This is a genomic window from Butyrivibrio sp. VCB2006, assembly GCF_000420945.1.
GTDB lineage: Bacteria > Bacillota > Clostridia > Lachnospirales > Lachnospiraceae > Butyrivibrio.
This window is the reverse complement of sequence record NZ_ATVX01000001.1, coordinates 291,926-311,304: the sequence shown is the minus strand read 5'-3', so window position 1 is coordinate 311,304 and position 19,379 is coordinate 291,926. Positions and strand designations below refer to the sequence as shown.

The following is a 19,379-nucleotide window of genomic DNA, read 5'->3' as shown; positions in this document are numbered from 1 at the left end:
AAAAGATTTATGGTTTTTTTGCATAATGGTATGTAAATTTTTGACATATTATGTAAAAATATTGAACATTAAAATTAAATCTTTATCTTTCACCATTGTCAATCTGCCTAGTTTCACAACGAATAAGACAAACATGATTAGTTTAGATAAGATATTCATATATTATTTGCAAGAATTTAGGATGTCATAAATTTCATTAAGATTTTTTATCTCATGGTCAATAGAAACACCGAGGTCATTGGTAATATTCTTGGGATTATACCAGCAGGCAATGAGCCCTGCGTTGTTGGCCCCTCTCATATCACTGGTCAGAGAATCCCCCACCATGAGTATTTCTGAAGGCTTAACCTTTCCAAGATACTCTTCTCTGATTTTAGTCTCATTTTCAAGAAGCCATTTATTTACTTCCTCAAGAGCTACGTCAAAAAAGCCTATGGCCGGTTTTTCCACTCCTATCTCCTCAGAAATAAAGCTAAGATCAAAGAGTTTATCAAAACCGGAATTAAGAAGCTTACCTGTCTGCGCTTTTTTTGTTCCGTTTGATGCCATACACTGAAGATATTTACCCTTAAGCTCTTTTACCAATTCATAGGAATTATCCCTGTAGCAGATTGTCTCTCCCAAAAGCTCCTGATATCTGTCATTAAAAGCTGCCGCAATAGAGGTATCAAACCCTTTAAGTCCAAAGAACTCTCTAAATCTTCCCTCAAGAACTTCCTGTTTCTCCATCTCGCCTCTTTCGAGGGCCTGCCAGCGACGTCTGTTGATCACCATATATTCAGAAAGCATATCTTCCGTAAACTCCGGAAGTCCAAATTCCTTAAAATCAGTTGTAAGGGCCTCTTTTTCTGCAACGTCAAAATCAAGCAGCGTATTGTCCAGGTCCCACAGAATTACTCTTATCATTATAAAAACTCCTTCTAAATCAAAAAACAGATTACAACATAATAGCGCAACCATCCTTTCCTTGCAAATGTATATAAAATAAGTAGCTTGAATTTGTATAATCCAAGCGAATTTGCTACACTATTTAAGTTTCGTGTTAAGAAATTCAGTTTCAAATTTCACGAATGTATTAGGAGGAGATATTGTTATGAATGAACCCAAATATGATCCTGTTACAGGGGAACCCACACCTGAAAGGTTACAAGAACTGCTTAATGCCGGATACAAATATGACCCGGTTACAGGAAAGCCTGTAGTTGCACCAAGCCAGCAAACCACGCAGCAGATTCCTGCTCAGGCTCCTGTCATGCCTGCATCAGCAAGTATCAGCGCCGCAGCAGGGGCAACTTCCGGTAATGTTTTCCAGAGATTATGGAATAATCAGGGATCCCGCCTTGCTATTGTTGCAGTTGGAATGCTTACACTCATCCTTATTCTGGTTGGAGTTGCAGGAAATCTGGTAACAAATGGATCTCGTTCAAATAATCATGTTGGAAACGACCCTGATGTAAACAATTCAGATCCCGGAAGGATCATGACCGGAGACCCTGATATCGATTTTGCTGAACCTGAACCCGATGAAGTAACCCATGCTATTCCTGGTTCACAGGCCAGCTCAGATATTGATTATGACGGTTTTACCTCTTTTACAATAAACGGCTACAGCTATGAACTCCCACAAAAAGTTCAGGATTTCCTTGATGACGACTGGGTTTTCAATGACGATAACAAAATGGAAGAAATTTTGTACACCGGAGAATCTACATATGTGGATCTTCATGTTCCAGGTGATATTTCAACCAATACCATAAGCTTTACCATTACTAACTTTTCATTGAATGCACAGCCTGCTAAGGATTGCTATATTACAAAGGTAGAATTCTACGAATCATATGTAACCAGAAAAGGCAACGAAATCTCTATACAAAACGGAGATTTAGTCCTTTGTGAGAGCGATATAGATGATGTTAAAAAAGTCCTTGGTGAACCTGACTACGCTAGTGACTTTGGAACTTCCCAGGCACTTACCTATTATTTAGACCACGACAACAGTAACTACAAATGCCAAGTGTCTTTACACTTTGATGAAGACTCAGATAAGCTCAGCATCATTTCAATAAGAGCTGAAGTTGAGCCTGGAGACTTTGTACAGTCTGATGTTCAGGAAGGTATACCAGAATACCTTACATACTATGAAGCGCCAGCTTCCCTTGGTGACGATCCTCTTTCAGGTAACTTCCAGCTCGAAGGAAAAGTATATAATCTTCCGGTTCCTCTTTCTATCCTTATAGAAGATGGATGGAGCTATGGTGACGACGATCTGGCTGTAGGTGCCGGAGAAGGCTACTCTCTTACCCTTTACAAGGAAGACAAGTATATCTTCGTTGAAGCCTTTAACTTTATAGATAAAGCTGTATACCTTGAAAACACAATGGTTACAAACATATCTGTTTATTCATCAACTCAGGTTGACCTTAAGTTCCCGGGTGGTGTTGATACCTCTATCACAGATAAAGAGTACGCAGCATTTCTTGAAAAAAACGGCCTTTCAAACTTCGAATACAAAAAAGATTATCACAGATACAGAGTCCCTCTTGACCAGTCTGCAAAGGTCGAAAGCAATAATAACATTTACCGTGTCTACTTTGAAGACGACGGCAGCCTTCAGAGCCTTGAGCTTGAACGCCTTGGCTGGTTGGTAGATTAATCCTAACGATACCTAAAAAATGGATGTGCACTATTCTCCTAGGATTGCAGCTATGCAAATCTAAGAAGGTTATGCACATCCATTTTTCAGGTATCTGTCTTTTTTGCTATTTATCTGTATTCAGCATAGTATGGAACAACAAGGTTTTCTCCGGCTTTAATAAGGTTTGAATCAGAGAGCTGATTGATGCTACAGATTTCTGATACATATCTTTCAAAATCATCGTAGTGTTCAGCATCGTAATAATCTCCTGCTATCTCACTGATATTATCTCCAGCATGTACAGTTACAACTTTATAGTATTTGCATTTAGGAACAAAGTTGTCGTTCTGTGCCGAAGTCATAAGTGTATTTCTAAGAAATAGCATCAAGAAAACAACAAGTGCAATACTAAGAATAATTGCCATTTTCTGTCTTCTTACAATTCTCTGACGTCTCTTTTTATTCTCACGAATTCTGATTTCACTTTTTGATAAGAATCTAGGATCGTTATAAAGACTTGCTGCTTCCATCAATGCTCTTGTCATAACACACCTCCGAAAAAAACCACCTTATAGGCATCAACTTGTTTCAACAAGTATAGATTGCCATATAAGGTGGTTCATATTTCGGACAGCTTAGAAACGAACCTGCTTCTCAACCATACGTACAAATTCTGTATTATTTCTAGTCTTGGAGAAGAGGTTGATGCACTGATCTACCGCATCATCAGCCTTCATGCCGTTAAAGCCTTTTCTCAGGCTATTGATTGCTGCAAGCTCTTCTGCAGAAAGAAGAAGATCCTCTCTTCTGGTTGAAGACTTAGGAATATTGATAGCAGGGAAGATTCTCTTTTCCTGGAGCTTTCTGTCAAGAACCATTTCCATGTTACCTGTACCCTTAAATTCCTCGTAGATAACATCGTCCATCTTGGAACCTGTCTCGATAAGAGCTGTAGCAAGGATTGTCAGGGATCCGCCCTCTCTCATGTTACGGGCTGCGCCAAAGAACTTCTTGGGCATGTGGAGAGCTGCAGGATCAAGACCACCGGAAAGTGTTCTTCCTGATGGAGGAACTACTATATTATATGCACGTGTAAGTCTTGTGATTGAGTCAAGAAGGATTGCAACATCCTTGCCGTGCTCAACAAGTCTCTTCGCACGCTCCATAACCATTTCTGCTACTCTCTTGTGATGCTCAGGGAGCTCATCAAAGGTTGAATAGATAACCTCTGCATTTGGTCCTTCGATTGATTCCTTAATATCTGTTACTTCCTCAGGTCTCTCATCGATAAGGAGAATGATAAGGTGAATATTGCTGTCATTCTTGAGGATAGACTTAGCTACATCCTTAAGAAGTGTTGTCTTACCTGCCTTAGGAGGAGAAACGATCATACCTCTCTGTCCCTTACCGATAGGGCTGATAAGATCCATGATTCTCATAGCAACAGAGCTTCCGGGCTGCTCTAGTCTGATTCTGGAATTTGGGAAAATAGGTGTCATGTTCTCAAAATTCCATCTGCCCATAGCTACTTCAGGTCTGTATCCATTAACTGAGTCAAGTCTTGAAAGAGCTGCAAACTTATCTGTTTCCTTTTTGGCTCTGCATCTTCCCTTAAGGATATCTCCGGTCTTAAGGTTAAACTTTCTGATAAGTGAAGGTGCTACATATACATCATTCTCACCTGGGAGATAATTCTCACATCTAATGAAACCATAGCCATCCTGCATAACCTCAAGGATTCCGTTAGCATCATCACCATCGGCAAGATCATCCTCTTCTTTTGCTGCCTCTGCAGGTCTTTCCGGCTTTTCTACTCTCTCAGCCTTGTCATTTCTCTCAGGCTTTCTAGCCTCAGAGCCATTATCTTCTGATTTAGGAGAAGGCTTTCCTGTTGTTACAACAATATTCTTTTTCTTAGGAGCTGGCTTAAGGCTTTCTTCTTTGTCAGCTTCCTTGGCCTTTTGAGCCTGCTTCTGTGCGTTTTCTTTTTCATCCATCTCGCACATAATGTCAATGATCTCAGACTTTTTAAGAGATGTTGCTCCCTTAATACCTCTGGACTTGGCAATTTCTCTAAGGTCATTTAATTTAAGTGTTTCGTATCTTTCTCTCAAAATAGCTCCATTTCTGTACCATACACGGCACTGCTACAACATATAATTAAATCGTAAACAAATAATTAACTGTGGAAAAAATAAACGACCGCAACAAAAAGTGCATTTGTTTAAAGAATTGTATTTCGTAAAAAAACAATTTGTGATTTTTTCAAGAGGTAATATACAATACTTTTTTTCAAAAATCAACCATAATTTTTAATAGGCTCTAACAGATTCTCAGGAACAAATAATTTACCATAGCCAACGCCCAGATCTATAGCGGGTTTGTTGTCACCGTGGAAATCTGATCCACCACTAATAAGAAGGCCATGCTTTTCTGCAAGTTCCTTCATCTGTCTCTCTTCATAAGCTTCATAGGTAGAATAAATAGCTTCCAGTCCAGCAAGGCCTGCATCTATAAGGCGCACCACTAAAGTCTCCAGTTTCTCGTCACTCATGTGATAAAGAACCGGATGGGCCAAAATAGGTACTCCGCCATTTTTAACAATTGTCTCAATAGCCATCTCAGGAGTGATGTTCTCCCTTGGCACATAATATGGGCAGTTATCCCCAATAAATCTGTCAAAAACTTCCTGCTTGCTTGAGCAGTAACCATGCTCAACCATGTATTTGGCAAAGTGCGCTCTTGTTATGACAGTATCAGGGTTAGCCTCCTGCAAAGCTTCAAAGGTGATGTCAATTCCCGCACCCTCAGAAAGCTTTTTGCACATTTTGACATTTCTCTCAATTCGAGAGTTCATAAAGGAGTCTATAGTATCTAAGAGTTCCTTGTCATTGTAGTTCATGTAAAGTCCTACAATATGAACATCCTTACCCTCATTTACTGTAGAAAACTCTATTCCGGGCACGAATTCCATGTCAGGATAGTTTGCCTTCACGTATTCGTCGGCATCTTTTAACCCCTTAACAGTATCGTGGTCTGTAAGAGCAATAGCTGCAAGGCCCTTTCCATATGCATAGTCCATAAGTTTCTGAACTGTATATGTACCATCTGAACAGGTTGAATGTGTATGTAAATCTATTGCTCTCATAAATAATCTCCGTTTAATCTTCAATGGCCTTCAAAATAAAAGGCGCCAGTCCATCATGATCATTGTCATATTCTGTGATCACATCGGCACTCTTTTTAACAATATCTGTTCCATTCATCATGGCAATTCCGCAGCCTGCTGCCTCAATCATGGAGATGTCGTTCTGCTCATCTCCTGCTGCATAGGTATTTGCCACAGGTATTCCAAGAATGTCCGCAAGTCTTATAACTGCACTTCCCTTGCCGGCAGTAGCAGGGAAAATCTCCAAATAATATGGATTAGAATACAAAAGAGTAAGCTCTCCCCCTGTCATCTCATAGAGGGCTTTTCTAAATCTCTCCTGCTTGTCATGATCATGAAGCTCAATAGCAATCATCTTGGACGGTGGCTGAGTAATATGTTCCATCACATTATCTGTAACAATAAGCGGCGTTTTAATAACCCGTCTGTAATAATTCATGCACTCACCATCATGCCTTGAAACTATATGATCTTCATTGTAGGTATGGCAGTGAACCTGATACTCGTCCGCAAGATCCAGTATAGGATTTACCATTTCCATCGGAATTCCGGTTTTAAATACATATCGGTCTTCGTCTACACTGTATATCTCAGTGCCATTTGATCCACACAGGTAGCTACCTTTAAAATCCAGTCCCAGTCCGTCATATACAGCCTTGGCACTGTCTATTGCTCTCCCTGTATTTATGCAAAAATGATTTCCTGCATCAGTAAACTTTTTTAGTGCCTCCAATGTCCCCGGCGTAATCTCTTTTTGCTTGTTCAAAAGAGTTCCATCCAGGTCAAAGAAAAAAATCTTCTTGTTCAATATCAAATCCCCGTGTACATAATAAAATCTTTACCCATATCTGCACGCAAAAATGGGTAAAGATTCCCTAGTCTATTAAGCAAAGATGCATCATCCCTCAACTATCAGGTATCTGCCATCTCCAATATCAAATACTTCGTCAGCATCAAGCACGTTGCCACCTTCGGTATCAACTCCGGATTCCTCGAAATACTCCTCGACCTCGTCAACACCATCCACAACAACAGCCATGCAGTCCTCTAAAAAGGCCTCTGCCTCTTCCATGTTAGAAGCTACATCCTCAGGAAAAAGCTGCCCCTGATTTTCCAAAAAACATCTTAGAACTGCCTCGTCATACTCGTGCATAAAAAATATCCTCCGAAAATCCTTTTATAGAAGTTCATGGGCTTTCAGCTCATGGTAGAGTCTCGCAATTGGAAGCCCAACCACATTGTAATAATCTCCTCTGATGCTGGAAATAAATATCGCAAACTGTCCCTGAACTCCGTAGCCTCCTGCCTTGTCGTCCGGTTCTCCGCTGGCAACATATTTAGCTATTTCATCTTCAGTCATCGAAGTCACATCCACCAGTGTCTCTTCATGGAAGGTAAAAGAATTCTCTTTGCCCTCTTTATCAGTATAAAAAACAGTCACACCGGTATATACTGCGTGGGTATTTCCTGATAAAGACCTAATCATCTGCGACGCATCATCCCTATCAGCAGGCTTACCAAGCACTCTACGATTATATGATACAACGGTGTCTGCGCCGATTACAACTAGTCTATCTGTATCATTCGTAAAAATTTTGTGAAAAATCTCGGAAGCTTTTTTGAAAGAAAGCTCCTCTACCATCTTGTCAGGCTCTGCAGATTCTGCGTTTTCTTCTTCCTGAGCAGGTATTACCTCATACTCCGGAACAACCTTAGCAAGCAGTTCTTTTCTTCTGGGTGACCCGGATGCCAAAACATATCTCATATCATCAAACCTTCATTTCCGGTATGAAAACCCTTGTGTTCTGGGAATTCATGGCCTTTGAATTATTGGCTGCTTCATCGCCAAATACTTTCTGAGAGTTGATTCTATCAGATGGATCAAGCTTTGTGCAATCTATCTTTACATATTTACCCTTGTCATTCATAACATGGGCTTTATCTGTATCAGCCAGTTCCACGTCAAGAATATGCCTTAATTTCTTTCTGAGCTTTTCATTCTCAACCGGGAAAAGAATCTCCACACGTCTCTCAAGGTTACGAGGCATCCAGTCTGCACTGCTGCAGTAATACTCAGGATTTCCGCCGTTTTCAAAATAGAAGATTCTGCTGTGTTCAAGGAAGTTTCCGACTATGGATCTTACGGTAATGTTTTCACTGACTCCCGGTATTCCTGTCCTTAGGCAGCATATTCCTCTTACTATAAGGTCAATCTTAACCCCCATGGAACTTGCCTTATACAGCTCAGCAATAACCTCCTTGTGGCAGATAGAGTTCATCTTGGCCACAATTCTTGCGGGCTCACCGGCCCTAGCATGTTCTTCTTCTCTTTTAATAAGATCAATAACTCTATCCTTGAGCCAAAGCGGCGCAAGAGATAATTTATTCCAGCCAAGGGGCTCTGAGTATCCGGAAAGCATGTTAAACACCGCAGTTGCATCTTCACCAAAGGCAGGTGCACAGGTGAAAAGACCTACATCCGTATACTGCTTGGCAGTGGAGTCATTGTAGTTACCAGTTGCCAGATGGACGTATCTCTTGATACCGTCCTCTTCTCTTCTGACTACAAGCGTGATCTTACAGTGGGTCTTAAGACCTACAAGTCCGTAAATAACGTGACAACCGGCTTTTTCAAGCATCTTGGCCCAAACGATATTGTTTTCCTCGTCAAATCTGGCCTTAAGCTCAACAAGAACCGTTACCTGCTTGCCGTTATCCGCAGCTTTGGCAAGGGCCGCAATAATAGGTGAATTACCACTTACTCTGTAAAGAGTCTGCTTAATAGCCAGTACATTCGGGTCAACCGCTGCATTTTCAACAAATTTAACGACATTTTCAAAAGTCTCGTAAGGGTGATGCATAAGAACATCTCCCCTGGAGATCACATCAAAGAGATTCTCATCATTATTAAACTCAGGAACAGGTTGCGGAGTTTTATATCTGTGTTCCTTAAGCTCGTCAAAGCCCTCAAGCTTGTACATCTTCATAAGGAAGGTCAGATCAAGCGGTCCATCGATATCATATATCTCGTTTTCTTCTACGTTTAATTCACCGGCGATAAGTTTTAAAAGCTTTTTGTTTATTCCGGTGGAAACCTCAAGCCTGATTGCCTGGCCCCACTGTCTTCTCTTTATCTGTTTCTCAATTTCTTTTAAAAGATCTTCAGCCTCATCCTCGTCAATGGAAAGGTCCGCATTTCGTCCTACTCTGTAAGGAGAGCTGGTAAGAACCTCATAGTTGAGAAATAGCTTTGATACATTCTTTTGAATAATGTCTTCCAGGAAAATGACCTTGCGAGCTTCCCTTTCTTTTCCGCTTCCGGGAATTTCAAGAATTCTTGGCAAAACATCCGGAACCTGAACCGTGGCAAAATCCACATCATCCTTGCCCTCTTTTTTCTTAAGAAGAGCTGCAATATTAAGGGTCTTATTTCTGATAAGCGGGAATGGTCTGGATGAATCCACAGCCATTGGCGTAACTACAGGATAAACAAATTCATCAAAATATCTGTCCACATATTCGCTGTCTTTTGCCGTAAGATCCTCAGCCTTACATATCATAAGACCATTTGCCAAAAGAGCCGGCACAAGCTCTTCATTGTAGATTCTATACTGTTCATCAACAAAACTATGTACAGTTGAAAGAACCTCGGTGAGCTGTTCCTTGGCTGTCATCCCGGCAATATCAAGTTTTTTGTAATCAGCATTGATCATGTCCTTAAGGGATGCAACTCTTACCATAAAGAATTCATCAAGATTGCTGGCGGAAATACTCAGAAACTTAAGTCTTTCAAAAAGGGGATTGTCCTTGTCCTCTGCTTCGGACAAAACTCTCTCATTAAACTGAAGCCAGCTAAGTTCTCTATTGATATAGTATTTTGAATCTTCAAAATCAAATTCTTTTTTATTCTTTATCTTTGCCATAAGCCCCTCACTTCGTGCTTCGCTCTACTTTACTATCACCAAATCTTCACATCATCTTTTTCTGTCTGATAACAGGTCTTATTCCAAAAACCTCTTCAAAGAAGGATGCTCTGTTATCAAATAGTCCCTTTTCCAAAGTAATGTCCGCCTTGGTATCCACGTTTATGATAAGTTCTTCGCCATTTAAGCTGACCTTTACGTCCTTAAACTTCTGCTTGTGAGTTCTGTCCAGGCCATTAGCTATCCTAAGGATAGCTGTAAGCTTGGTAACTCTGAGGTAATCCTCTTTGGAAAGGCCCTCAAGATACTGGCTCTGGCCGCCATAATACTCAAATTCCTCGTGGTTATATCTGACCACATTGGCAACAATAAGTCTCTCCAAATGAGAAAGGCCTATGATTTCAGTTGACATTATGATGTTGAAGGAACAGTCACCTAAATAAACTACGCTGATGTACTTGCCGCAATCATGCAGGATTGTAGCAATTGTAAGAAGAAGCCTGTCTCTTTGTGACAGTCCGTGAAGTTCTTTTGTGTTGTCAAATATGTTGAGGGCGATTTTTTGCAGTGTCTCTCTTCTTGACTTGCTTCCCATAAATCTTTTGGAAATATTCTGGGCACAGGCTACAATATCCTGTTCAAAGTCATGTGGGGATTTGATGAAGCTCTTTTGCTCGGCATATTCGTAGGCTATTCCATCGCAAAGAGTTATTCCGGGGGCCCAGATATTGGAAGCCTTGGTTACATCAAGAATACACTTGATAAGAACACCGGATACATACAAAAGAGGCACATTATCCTCGGGAATATTGAGCTTTTTGGCCACAACAATATCGCTGACCTGATTGGCCTGCTCCAAAAATCCCATATACTCCTGCCTTGAAACATATCCCTCATTATCTGTATCTTTTTTAAACCTCTGAATAAGAGGCGATACATAATCATCAATGACAATGATGTTATCTATGGATTTGTCTTTTAGATATAATTTGGAAAAAACCGATAGCTGGGAATTAACCAGCTCTGATACAAGATCCATGTATTTAAGCCTTGTGGCATGCACATGTTCCATGGTTGTATGAATCCTAAGGACACCGGTCCTAAGATTTTGTGTGGCAACCAGGGTGTCCTTTTCAAAAAGTGAAATCTGGATACTGCCACCGCCAATGTCTACGATAGCTGTTGGCTTAGCAATAATGTCCTTGAACTTTTCGTGTTTAAGGGCAATTGATTTGTAATCCAAAAATCTCTGTTCAGAGTTACTAAGAACATCAATGTGTATCCCTGTTCTCTGCTCAATAAGGTCTCTGACTACAACTATATCTTTGGTTTCTCTGACCGCACTGGTGCCATAGGCCTGATAATGTGTGACACCATAACTTTTCATGATCTGCCTGAAGTCGCACAGAATCCTTATCATTTCATCAACATGTCTATGAGAAATACGTCCTGTGGCATAGGTTTCAGTACCAAGATCCATGCGATGTCTGACGTAATCAAGTTCTCTGACACCTTTTCCGGCTGAGAGCTCGAATACTTTAAGAGCCATTTCATAGGATCCCACATCAATTGCTGCAAAAACCTCTCCTGTCATACGATAACCCCTCATCGTTATGTATATTTTTAATCAATAATTACCAAGAATTTTCAGCATCTTAGCTTCTTCTCTCAAACCTCTCAGAGCGTTTTTTACTGCGCTGTCCTGGAAATTGCCCTCGAAGTCGATAAAGAATCGGTACTCAAAGTTTCTGTCCTCAATAGGACGAGATTCGATCTTAGTCATGTTAAGACCGTTATAAATAAAGTGAGACATCATGTGATAAAGGCTTCCCGCCTCATGCGGAATTTCCATGCAAAGACTTATCTTTCCTGCATTCTTAAGGAACACCTTCTGATTTGTAACAATTATGAATCTCGTAGAATTAGAATCGGCCTGATTGATGCCCTCTTCTATTATATCAAGACCATATATCTCTGCTGCATAAGAACTAGCAATAGCGGCTTGAGTCTTATCCTTATCTTCAGCCACTTTTTTAGCAGCAAAAGCATTGTTCTTCATGCTGATCTGCTTAATATCGCTGTGGTCGGATAAAAATCTTGCACTCTGCATAAGTGACTGTGGATGAGAATATACAGTCTTAATATCACTTAAGCTAGCTCCGGGAACACCCATAAGGCAATGTCTGATAGGAATAATCTCCTCACCTATAATGTAATGCTCATATTCCGTAAGAAGATCATATATCTCGCTTACAATTCCCGCTGTAGAATTCTCAATTGGAAGTACCGCATAATCAGCGCTTCCCTCCTCAAGAACTGACATGGCATCTCTAAAAGTATCCACATGGAAACAATTTACCTTGTCGCCAAAAAACTTCTTCATAGCAGCCTCTGAATAAGAACCTTCAGCGCCCTGGTAACAAACTCTTGAGTTAGCTTTATCAATACTATCAATTGGAATAAATGGCAGATTACCCGCAGTTCCTGCAGAAGTCAGCTTCTGATACTGTAGTTTCCTACTCATAGACATAAGGTGTGAAAAGAGTTCCTCCACGCCAACCTTGTTGAAATCAGAGGAAGCCATATCTCTTACAGCCTTGATTTTCTGTTCTTCTCTCTCCTTATCAAAGACCTTTTTACCGTTAGCTATCTTGTAATCAGCTACCTGTGAGGCTATTTCCATTCTCTTTTCAAAGAGATCAACAATCTGCCTGTCTACGCTGTCTATTTCAACTCGAAGCTCCTGTAAATCCATTTATCCAACCCTCTTTTTCCATCCAAATTTATAGATTAAGTTTAAGATAAAAACCGCTTGATAGCAATAAGTGCAGTGCATATAATTAATTTAGAAGCACAATATTTAGTAGCTTGTTTCATATGCGAGGGCACATTATGAACAAACGAACTATTCTTGTTTTTCTCGTAGTTGCACTTTTTTGTGTCATAGTTGTTATCGGTACGATAATTGACAGATGGATTCCAAAGGATCCTTCCGATGTGGGCAACTCTGCGGGCAATCTCCATAACAACGGCCTATTCTTCGAAATGGATGGCAAGGTATATTTTGCCAATCCTTATGACTATAATTGTCTTTACTCCATGAATCCGGATGAAACAAATCCCAAAAGACTTACCAGCATGCGTGTTCAGTACATAAGCGGTGCTAATGGTTTCTTGTATTTCTATATGGATTCCACCGGAAAATCTTCCTCAGTTGCAGGTCTTGGTTCAGTTTCCAATCAATACGGTATCTACAGATGCAAAGTAAACGGAAGCGATCAGACATGTCTTCTAAGAGATTTTGTAGATGAGGTTCAGCTTTGCGGTGAATACTTGTATTACACCACCAAACTTGATGGCGGAGCCCTTAACAAAATTCGCGTGGATAAAAAAAATAAAACCCAGGTTGCTGCGGAGCCCATCTCTCCAGTCTGCTATGACAGAGGAATTATTTATTTCACCGGCGTTTCCGAAGATCACTATATTCACACCCTGGACACCAAAAATGGCGACAGGATAAGCGATTTCCTCCCGGGACATCTCTTTTACCCGGTTGTTAACGGCAATTATATCTACTACATGAACGGCGATTCAAATTACAGTTTGTGGCGCTCCAATCTCTACTCCGGTGAATCAGAGCTTATCACTTCGGATCGCCTTGATTTCTTTACCATGGATAATAATCATATTTACTATGCTTACGCCGGTGGGGACAAGTCAGCTCTTAAAATGTGCGACCTTGATGGTTCTTATAACACAGTCCTTTTCGAAGGTGTGACCAATAATTTGAACGTTACATCTCATTATCTTTACTTTAAGGTTTACGGAGAGGACCAAGTGGTGTATCATATGCCATTGGATGGAACAAATCGAATTTCAGTTTTGTCATTCGACTAATGGGGTAAAAAAGTTCCATTTTGGCAGATAAGTATATTTTCACAACTATTTAATGAGGAGAAGGTATGAATAATTTGCGACACATGATGAATCCTCTGGACTTCTCTGTTGAGGAGCTTGAGGCACTATTCGATGTGGCTAATGACATCGAAAAAAACATGAGGGAATATTCCCACAAATGTGATGGCAAGATTTTAGCCACATGTTTCTACGAACCCAGTACCAGAACAAGACTTAGTTTTGAAACCGCAATGCTCCGTCTCGGAGGCAAGACACTTGGCTTTGCAGATGCAGGATCATCTTCAGCAGCCAAAGGCGAAAGCGTAGCCGATACAATACGTGTTATTTCCTGTTTCGCAGATATCTGCGCGATGCGTCATCCAAAAGAAGGTGCTCCAATGGTAGCAGCTTCCAATTCTCTCATTCCTGTTATCAATGCAGGTGATGGCGGACATCAGCATCCCACTCAGACACTTACAGATCTTTTAACCATCAGATCTTTATATGGCAAACTTGGTGATTTCACTATTGGCCTTTGCGGCGATCTTAAATTCGGACGAACTGTCCACTCTCTTATAAATGCTCTTACCAGATATACTGGTATTCATTTTATTTTCATTTCTCCCAAGGAACTTAAAGTTCCTGACTATATAACAGAAATGCTTGATTCCAAGGGTCTTACCTATGAGGAAGTAATTAAACTCGAGGACGTTATGCCCCGTCTGGATTTCCTGTATATGACTCGTGTACAGAAAGAGCGTTTCTTCAACGAGGAAGACTACATCCGTTTGAAGAACTTCTACATTCTCGACAAAGCCAAGATGGAACTTGCAAAAGATAAAATGTTCATACTCCATCCTCTTCCACGTGTAAACGAGATTTCCGTAGAAATAGATTCAGACCCAAGAGCAGCTTACTTCAAGCAGGTTCAGTACGGTCTATACGTTCGAATGGCACTGATCCTTACACTTCTTAATATGACCGATGCTCATATGAATGAAGGACTGCTTAGAGAATTCTAAGAGCCAAAAACTATGTTAGATAATCAAAGATTCTCAACAATTTACTCGATAATCGCCATATAGAAGCAATTACAAATATTTCTTTTAAATAATTATCTGGAAAGGATGATACCTATGCTGAATATAGGAAAAATCGAAGAAGGCTTTGTTCTTGACCACATTCAGGCTGGAAAGAGCATGCAGATATATAAACACCTTGGTCTTGATAAATTAGATTCTACTGTTGCCATTATCAAAAATGCCAAAAGTAAGGCCATGGGAAAGAAAGACATTTTAAAAGTAGAATGTGATATTAATTCTCTGGATCTTGACGTTCTTGCTTTCATTGACCATAACATCACAGTAAACGTTATAAAAGCCGGTGAAATTATTGAGAAAAGATCACTGGTGCTTCCAAAAGAGATCACAGGAGTTATCAAATGTCATAACCCTCGTTGCATCTCTTCTATCGAGCAGGAGCTCCCCCAGATTTTCTATCTGGCTGATGAAAAGAAAGAAATCTACCGCTGCAAATACTGCGATGAGAAGTACTCTGATGGCGATGCAGCCGCACATGTCTAAAAAGCGTTAACGTAAAAAAGAGGTGACAGGCGTCACCTCTTATCTTTATCAATGAATTCCAGCAATATCACTGCAGCAATAACATACACCATTGTCCAGGCAATGAGCCAGATCCAGCACTTTATCACAATACTCGGATCAAAAGCATATGCCGGGTTTTGGTTCTGCTGAGCACTCAGCATCAAAAGCTCGTCTCTTTGATTGTTGTCTTCAATATATCTAAATGCTTCAAGCAAGGGCTTTTCTCCCTCAACCTCCACGTTCTTAAGCTTAAGAGCACTGTTCCAGATACTCACCATGGGAAGAGAATTATAATCTCCCTGCGCACACAGTGCCGTCAGTCCCCACTTGGTTGCCGTCAGATTAGTCAGGGGCATTGCCTCGTTTGGAAGGTTAAAGAAGGCTCCCGAGAAAAGCAGCTGCACTATCAAAAGAAACGGCATAATAGTCATGGCTGTTGTGGTAGTTCTTGCAAAGGAAGAAACAAGCAGAGCCAGCATATCTGCGCAGTAAGTTATGAGAAACAGCGTAATTCCTATATCCACTATGGAAAGCGGAGTAAAAAGGCTCCTTTCCGGAATCGTTACGCCCATAACAGAACAGACCATCAAAGTAATGACAACCTGAAGGACACACAGAATAGCCTGATAGATCATGTGGGATGCCACGTAAGAGCTAATATGAAGTCCCGCTCTATGCTCTCTTTTGACGATAGCTCTTTCTCTGCAGATCATCTGTATTGAGTTAAAAAAGCCATTCCAAATACAGATACATGACATGGCAAAGGTTCCCATAAGAGTTCCTTCCATGGTCTTATAAAGATTTCCGCCCACTGCAAAAGCTACCAGGCCTGCAATAACTGCAGACATGGGTAAAACCTTCCAGTCATTTTGGAACAAAAACATTCTAAAGAGCTTGCCAAGATAGATAAAGGTCTGGGCTACTCTTCCTCTATGCTTAACTTCATAGTTTTCCATAGCCTCATCCCACCTTCTCTTTCATGCTCTCGGCATATTTCTCAACAAACTCGTCTGCTCTTCCCTCTCCGCCTTCATCCTTCTGATTGATAGACAGCAGAATATCTTCCATGGAATCCTTGCCAAAGAATTCATAGGACTCTTTTACCGAGCCATAATATGCTAATCTTCCTGTTCTGGTAGCATCCTTGGCAAGTACGATAACATCATCAAAAAGATCTATTACTCTGTCGGGAGTATGGGTGATAACCACAACAATCTTGCCCTCGTCCGCAATTCCTCTGAGCTTTTCAAAGAGCTTCCTTGCCACAACTCCATCCAGACCGGAATCAGGCTCATCCAGGATAAAAAGATCCGGATCTGTAATAAACTCCAGTGCAATGGACAGTCTTTTTCTCTGACCACCTGAAAGCTTGTCTACAAGACTAGACTTAACTGCCATAAGACCAAACAAATCAAGAACTGCTGCGATTCTGTTTTCCCTTTCCATTATAGACATTGAAGTAGGGAGCCTTAGAAGCGCTGCGTCAGAAAGAGTAAGCTCAACAGTATCCGTACCTCTCATAAGGTCCTGTTGAGGTACAAATCCGATGTTATATTTCATCTTGGAGTATTCTTTGTACACGTCCGCCTTGTCCAGCATTATACTGGCATCAGCCTTCTCATAGCCTGTAAGAGCATTAAGATAAGTGGTTTTTCCGGCACCTGAACCTCCAAGAAGAAGTACCATATGCCCTTTGGGAATCTGCATATGAACATCCTTTAAAAGAGTCTTTTTCCTAAAGAAATCTATAACAGTCCTCTCCCTGATGTTAACAGTAAGTCCATTGTCGATGGCCGCCATATCCCGTTCAAGGCCCTTGGCACTTTTGGCATCGGAAAGGTTTTCTACAGTTTTAGAAGGAACAAATTTCTTGGAATAACCCCAAATGAGTATTGTGAGACTCTCAAAGAAAATGAACATCCATATCCATCTCTTTTTTCTGTTAAAGACCTTAATAAGGCCCAAATGAATCTTAATGGAGTAAATCACCATTGTCACAAAAAGACCCACAAGAGGAATAAAAAGAAAAAGAACCGCCTCTGTGGAGTATCCCTCTAAAAGCTTCATCACTGCAGTTATAAGATAAATAAAAACATATATAACTGTATAGATTCGACCTTCTTTTTCCTTATCAGCACAAAGACTTATCTGATATTCACGGGCAATAGGAACAAATGCCCATCTTTTCTTGACACCGCACTTTTTAAAGATGCCAATATACCCTAAAGATACCAGTAAATAAGTTAATAACTGAGTATACATGTTCCCAAAGCTGGCACTAAGCGAAGTTCCTTCCATTACCCAACCTCCTGCATTGCTATGGCTTTTTTATCATTAGAACCATCTCTCATTACTACATTCATATAGTTATATGGAATTTCGATTCCGTTTTCAGCAAGAGCCTTAAACACCTTGGTATTTACTTCATCTCTAACAAGCTCTGTACGTACGCCATGGCCATAATACACCGTAGCCCCCATGATAAGTGAGCTGTCCCGAAGTTCAAGAAAATATACCGATCTTGTTTTGGGATCATTTTCCTTGTACTTATCCTCATTCAGGGTAAGTTCACAGGATGCTATGGTTGTCCTGATAACCTCTTTTGCCTTATCAATATCTGAATCATAGCTTATAGGGAAGTGCATTTCTATTGATCTTGGAACCTGCTCCTCGTAGCTATAATTGATGATAACAGCGGTATTAGCTTTACTATTAGGAACAATGAGCCTTGTGGTATCCACCAATTTCAAAACAACATGACGAAGAGTAAGCTTTTCAACAATCCCTGCCGTACCGTCCTCAAACATAATTCTCGATCCCACATCAAAAGGCTTATATATGCTAATTTCAAGACCGGCAAACATATTCTTGATAACATCATTGGCAGCAAGACCTACCACTGCAGCAACAACAGCAGTACTACCAAGTAGTGACTGAGCTAGTTTCTTGCCTCCTAATGGAATTACTCCCCAAACTACGATTATTGCAAGGGAAATAGCTTTCTGAAGAAATTGAACTGTTATACTACTCCCCTTCTTTTTTTCAATTCGCTTAAAAATACGTTTATTGAGTTTGAGCAGCAGAAAAACAAAGAAAATGTAGACCGCCATAAGAACTATGAAAATGAGCGCGACAATCAAAAAAATCGAGGCTAGCTCTTCCTTTGAATAGTTTTGCATTTCATTATCTAGAAAATTCGGCAAAAGACCAAATATGCTTTCCAACACTTTTTAATCTCCTCCAATTATGCATACGCATTATCATACATTTTTAGTCTATAACACATTTATGTATAAATGCCAGTTTTAGAAGGAAATTTATGTAATTTTTATGAAAAGAGGGTGAGCACATGACTTTTGGATCCATCAAAGAAATGACAAAAATAAAGCCCGGATGATTAGCAAGCTATCATCCGAGCTTATTTTCATCATTTTGCACTTCTCATTAGTATCCAAACTCCTGTGCCCAGTACCAGCTTCCGTCGCCTGTCTGGCAGATTGCGATACCAACTGTCTTGTATCCACCATCCATGATGTTAGCGGCATGGGTTGGTGAATTCATCCAAGCTGTATATACGCTGTCAGCTGACTGATACAACTTAGCAAGGTTCTCACCATACTGGCAGTTACTATCAACTGTCCAGAATGCTGAACCATTTGGTCTTGTGTGTGAGAATACTGATGTAATCTCATTAGCACGAACCTGAGCGGCATTTGTAAGTGCATCGCTCCAAATAAGAGCTGCAAGTCCTCTTGCTACTCTCTCCTGGTTCATAAGGTTAAACACTGCCTGGCAAGCATCTAATGCTGCCTGGCTTGATGCAGCTGATCCTGCAAGTGCAATGGCTTCGTCATCGATATAAATCTCGCCGACACCTTCATCTAATCCTCTGACAGCAGCCTGATCATCTATAGTTGAATTGGCTGTTGATCCACACGCTACGAAGGTGAATGCTAAAACAAGCGCCAGTGATGCTGCAAACACTCTCTTGAACTTTTTCATATTTTAGTCTCCTACTCAATAAATCCTTGAGTTAACATGGTGACCCACTTAACTCTTTTCTTACATTAATCCTACAGTAACATATACATCAAATCAATAATGTAAACCCACTTTTTATGCCTATTTCAGTATATTATTTCACTTTCAGG

General features: G+C 40.5%; 18 protein-coding genes. 4 read left to right on the top strand and 14 right to left on the bottom strand.

From position 1 onward, the window contains the following. Positions 1-162 precede the first annotated feature (162 nt). Positions 163-906 (bottom strand): YjjG family noncanonical pyrimidine nucleotidase, encoded by a 744-nt coding sequence (locus G613_RS0101345; RefSeq protein WP_029230935.1) that lies wholly within the window; start codon positions 904-906, stop codon positions 163-165. A gap of 187 nt (positions 907-1,093) precedes the next feature. On the opposite strand from G613_RS0101345, the gene G613_RS0101340 reads away from it, so the two are divergent. Further along, on the top strand, positions 1,094-2,653 hold the full coding sequence (locus G613_RS0101340) for a hypothetical protein (protein ID WP_029230934.1): 1,560 nt from the start codon (positions 1,094-1,096) through the stop codon (positions 2,651-2,653). Positions 2,654-2,763: 110 nt separating this feature from the next. Here the strand turns inward: G613_RS0101340 and G613_RS0101335 are convergent, their stop codons facing one another. From G613_RS0101335 to pheA, 9 genes are all read right to left on the bottom strand, one after another. Further along, complete coding sequence (locus tag G613_RS0101335) at positions 2,764-3,180, bottom strand: LysM peptidoglycan-binding domain-containing protein (RefSeq protein ID WP_029230933.1); 417 nt, start codon at positions 3,178-3,180, stop codon at positions 2,764-2,766. A 90-nt stretch (positions 3,181-3,270) separates the two neighbouring features. Continuing rightward, the gene (gene rho, locus G613_RS0101330; RefSeq protein ID WP_029230932.1) at positions 3,271-4,749 is read right to left on the bottom strand and encodes a transcription termination factor Rho; all 1,479 of its coding nucleotides are present in this window, start codon (positions 4,747-4,749) and stop codon (positions 3,271-3,273) included. Between the two features lie 185 nt (positions 4,750-4,934). Beyond that, entirely contained in the window at positions 4,935-5,783 is an 849-nt protein-coding gene (locus tag G613_RS0101325) for a PHP domain-containing protein (RefSeq protein WP_029230931.1), read from the bottom strand. 13 nt (positions 5,784-5,796) lie between these two features. Beyond that, positions 5,797-6,612, bottom strand: a complete 816-nt coding sequence (locus tag G613_RS0101320; protein ID WP_029230930.1) for a Cof-type HAD-IIB family hydrolase — start codon at positions 6,610-6,612, stop codon at positions 5,797-5,799. 90 nt (positions 6,613-6,702) lie between these two features. Beyond that, positions 6,703-6,957: a hypothetical protein gene (locus G613_RS0101315; RefSeq protein ID WP_029230929.1), complete on the bottom strand. Its 255-nt coding sequence runs from the start codon at positions 6,955-6,957 to the stop codon at positions 6,703-6,705. A 24-nt stretch (positions 6,958-6,981) separates the two neighbouring features. Next, positions 6,982-7,569, bottom strand: a complete 588-nt coding sequence (locus G613_RS0101310) for a Maf family protein (RefSeq protein ID WP_029230928.1) — start codon at positions 7,567-7,569, stop codon at positions 6,982-6,984. A 4-nt stretch (positions 7,570-7,573) separates the two neighbouring features. Further along, on the bottom strand, positions 7,574-9,727 hold the full coding sequence (locus G613_RS0101305) for an RNA degradosome polyphosphate kinase (protein WP_029230927.1): 2,154 nt from the start codon (positions 9,725-9,727) through the stop codon (positions 7,574-7,576). A 46-nt stretch (positions 9,728-9,773) separates the two neighbouring features. Next, positions 9,774-11,321: a Ppx/GppA phosphatase family protein gene (locus tag G613_RS0101300; RefSeq protein WP_029230926.1), complete on the bottom strand. Its 1,548-nt coding sequence runs from the start codon at positions 11,319-11,321 to the stop codon at positions 9,774-9,776. 33 nt (positions 11,322-11,354) lie between these two features. Then, on the bottom strand, positions 11,355-12,482 hold the full coding sequence (pheA, locus tag G613_RS0101295) for a prephenate dehydratase (protein ID WP_029230925.1): 1,128 nt from the start codon (positions 12,480-12,482) through the stop codon (positions 11,355-11,357). Positions 12,483-12,619: 137 nt separating this feature from the next. On the opposite strand from pheA, the gene G613_RS0101290 reads away from it, so the two are divergent. From G613_RS0101290 to G613_RS0101280, 3 genes are all read left to right on the top strand, one after another. Then, positions 12,620-13,624, top strand: a complete 1,005-nt coding sequence (locus G613_RS0101290; protein ID WP_029230924.1) for a DUF5050 domain-containing protein — start codon at positions 12,620-12,622, stop codon at positions 13,622-13,624. Positions 13,625-13,698: 74 nt separating this feature from the next. Continuing rightward, complete coding sequence (gene pyrB / locus G613_RS0101285) at positions 13,699-14,646, top strand: aspartate carbamoyltransferase (RefSeq protein ID WP_029230923.1); 948 nt, start codon at positions 13,699-13,701, stop codon at positions 14,644-14,646. 114 nt (positions 14,647-14,760) lie between these two features. After that, positions 14,761-15,207 carry an aspartate carbamoyltransferase regulatory subunit gene (locus tag G613_RS0101280; RefSeq protein WP_029230922.1) on the top strand — a complete coding sequence of 149 codons (447 nt, stop codon included), beginning with the start codon at positions 14,761-14,763 and terminating at the stop codon, positions 15,205-15,207. A gap of 32 nt (positions 15,208-15,239) precedes the next feature. Here the strand turns inward: G613_RS0101280 and G613_RS0101275 are convergent, their stop codons facing one another. From G613_RS0101275 to G613_RS0101260, 4 genes are all read right to left on the bottom strand, one after another. Further along, positions 15,240-16,184 carry an ABC transporter permease gene (locus G613_RS0101275; protein ID WP_029230921.1) on the bottom strand — a complete coding sequence of 315 codons (945 nt, stop codon included), beginning with the start codon at positions 16,182-16,184 and terminating at the stop codon, positions 15,240-15,242. Between the two features lie 4 nt (positions 16,185-16,188). After that, positions 16,189-17,526 carry an ABC transporter ATP-binding protein gene (locus G613_RS0101270; protein ID WP_029230920.1) on the bottom strand — a complete coding sequence of 446 codons (1,338 nt, stop codon included), beginning with the start codon at positions 17,524-17,526 and terminating at the stop codon, positions 16,189-16,191. Next, on the bottom strand, positions 17,526-18,452 hold the full coding sequence (locus tag G613_RS0101265) for a mechanosensitive ion channel family protein (protein WP_155828004.1): 927 nt from the start codon (positions 18,450-18,452) through the stop codon (positions 17,526-17,528). Before G613_RS0101265 ends, G613_RS0101270 begins: the two co-directional genes overlap by 1 nt. A gap of 220 nt (positions 18,453-18,672) precedes the next feature. Continuing rightward, complete coding sequence (locus tag G613_RS0101260) at positions 18,673-19,230, bottom strand: CAP domain-containing protein (RefSeq protein ID WP_029230918.1); 558 nt, start codon at positions 19,228-19,230, stop codon at positions 18,673-18,675. Between the last annotated feature and the right edge of the window lie 149 nt (positions 19,231-19,379).

Excerpts from the sequence above, each read along its gene's own strand:
- G613_RS0101345 (WP_029230935.1), bottom strand. The coding sequence starts at position 906 with ATGATAAGAGTAATTCTGTGGGACCTGGACAATACGCTGCTTGATTTT.
- G613_RS0101340 (WP_029230934.1), top strand. The coding sequence starts at position 1,094 with ATGAATGAACCCAAATATGATCCTGTTACAGGGGAACCCACACCTGAA.
- G613_RS0101335 (WP_029230933.1), bottom strand. The coding sequence starts at position 3,180 with ATGACAAGAGCATTGATGGAAGCAGCAAGTCTTTATAACGATCCTAGA.
- G613_RS0101325 (WP_029230931.1), bottom strand. The coding sequence starts at position 5,783 with ATGAGAGCAATAGATTTACATACACATTCAACCTGTTCAGATGGTACA.
- G613_RS0101315 (WP_029230929.1), bottom strand. The coding sequence starts at position 6,957 with ATGCACGAGTATGACGAGGCAGTTCTAAGATGTTTTTTGGAAAATCAG.
- G613_RS0101310 (WP_029230928.1), bottom strand. The coding sequence starts at position 7,569 with ATGAGATATGTTTTGGCATCCGGGTCACCCAGAAGAAAAGAACTGCTT.
- G613_RS0101305 (WP_029230927.1), bottom strand. The coding sequence starts at position 9,727 with ATGGCAAAGATAAAGAATAAAAAAGAATTTGATTTTGAAGATTCAAAA.
- G613_RS0101300 (WP_029230926.1), bottom strand. The coding sequence starts at position 11,321 with ATGACAGGAGAGGTTTTTGCAGCAATTGATGTGGGATCCTATGAAATG.
- pheA (WP_029230925.1), bottom strand. The coding sequence starts at position 12,482 with ATGGATTTACAGGAGCTTCGAGTTGAAATAGACAGCGTAGACAGGCAG.
- G613_RS0101290 (WP_029230924.1), top strand. The coding sequence starts at position 12,620 with ATGAACAAACGAACTATTCTTGTTTTTCTCGTAGTTGCACTTTTTTGT.
- G613_RS0101280 (WP_029230922.1), top strand. The coding sequence starts at position 14,761 with ATGCTGAATATAGGAAAAATCGAAGAAGGCTTTGTTCTTGACCACATT.
- G613_RS0101275 (WP_029230921.1), bottom strand. The coding sequence starts at position 16,184 with ATGGAAAACTATGAAGTTAAGCATAGAGGAAGAGTAGCCCAGACCTTT.
- G613_RS0101270 (WP_029230920.1), bottom strand. The coding sequence starts at position 17,526 with ATGGAAGGAACTTCGCTTAGTGCCAGCTTTGGGAACATGTATACTCAG.
- G613_RS0101260 (WP_029230918.1), bottom strand. The coding sequence starts at position 19,230 with ATGAAAAAGTTCAAGAGAGTGTTTGCAGCATCACTGGCGCTTGTTTTA.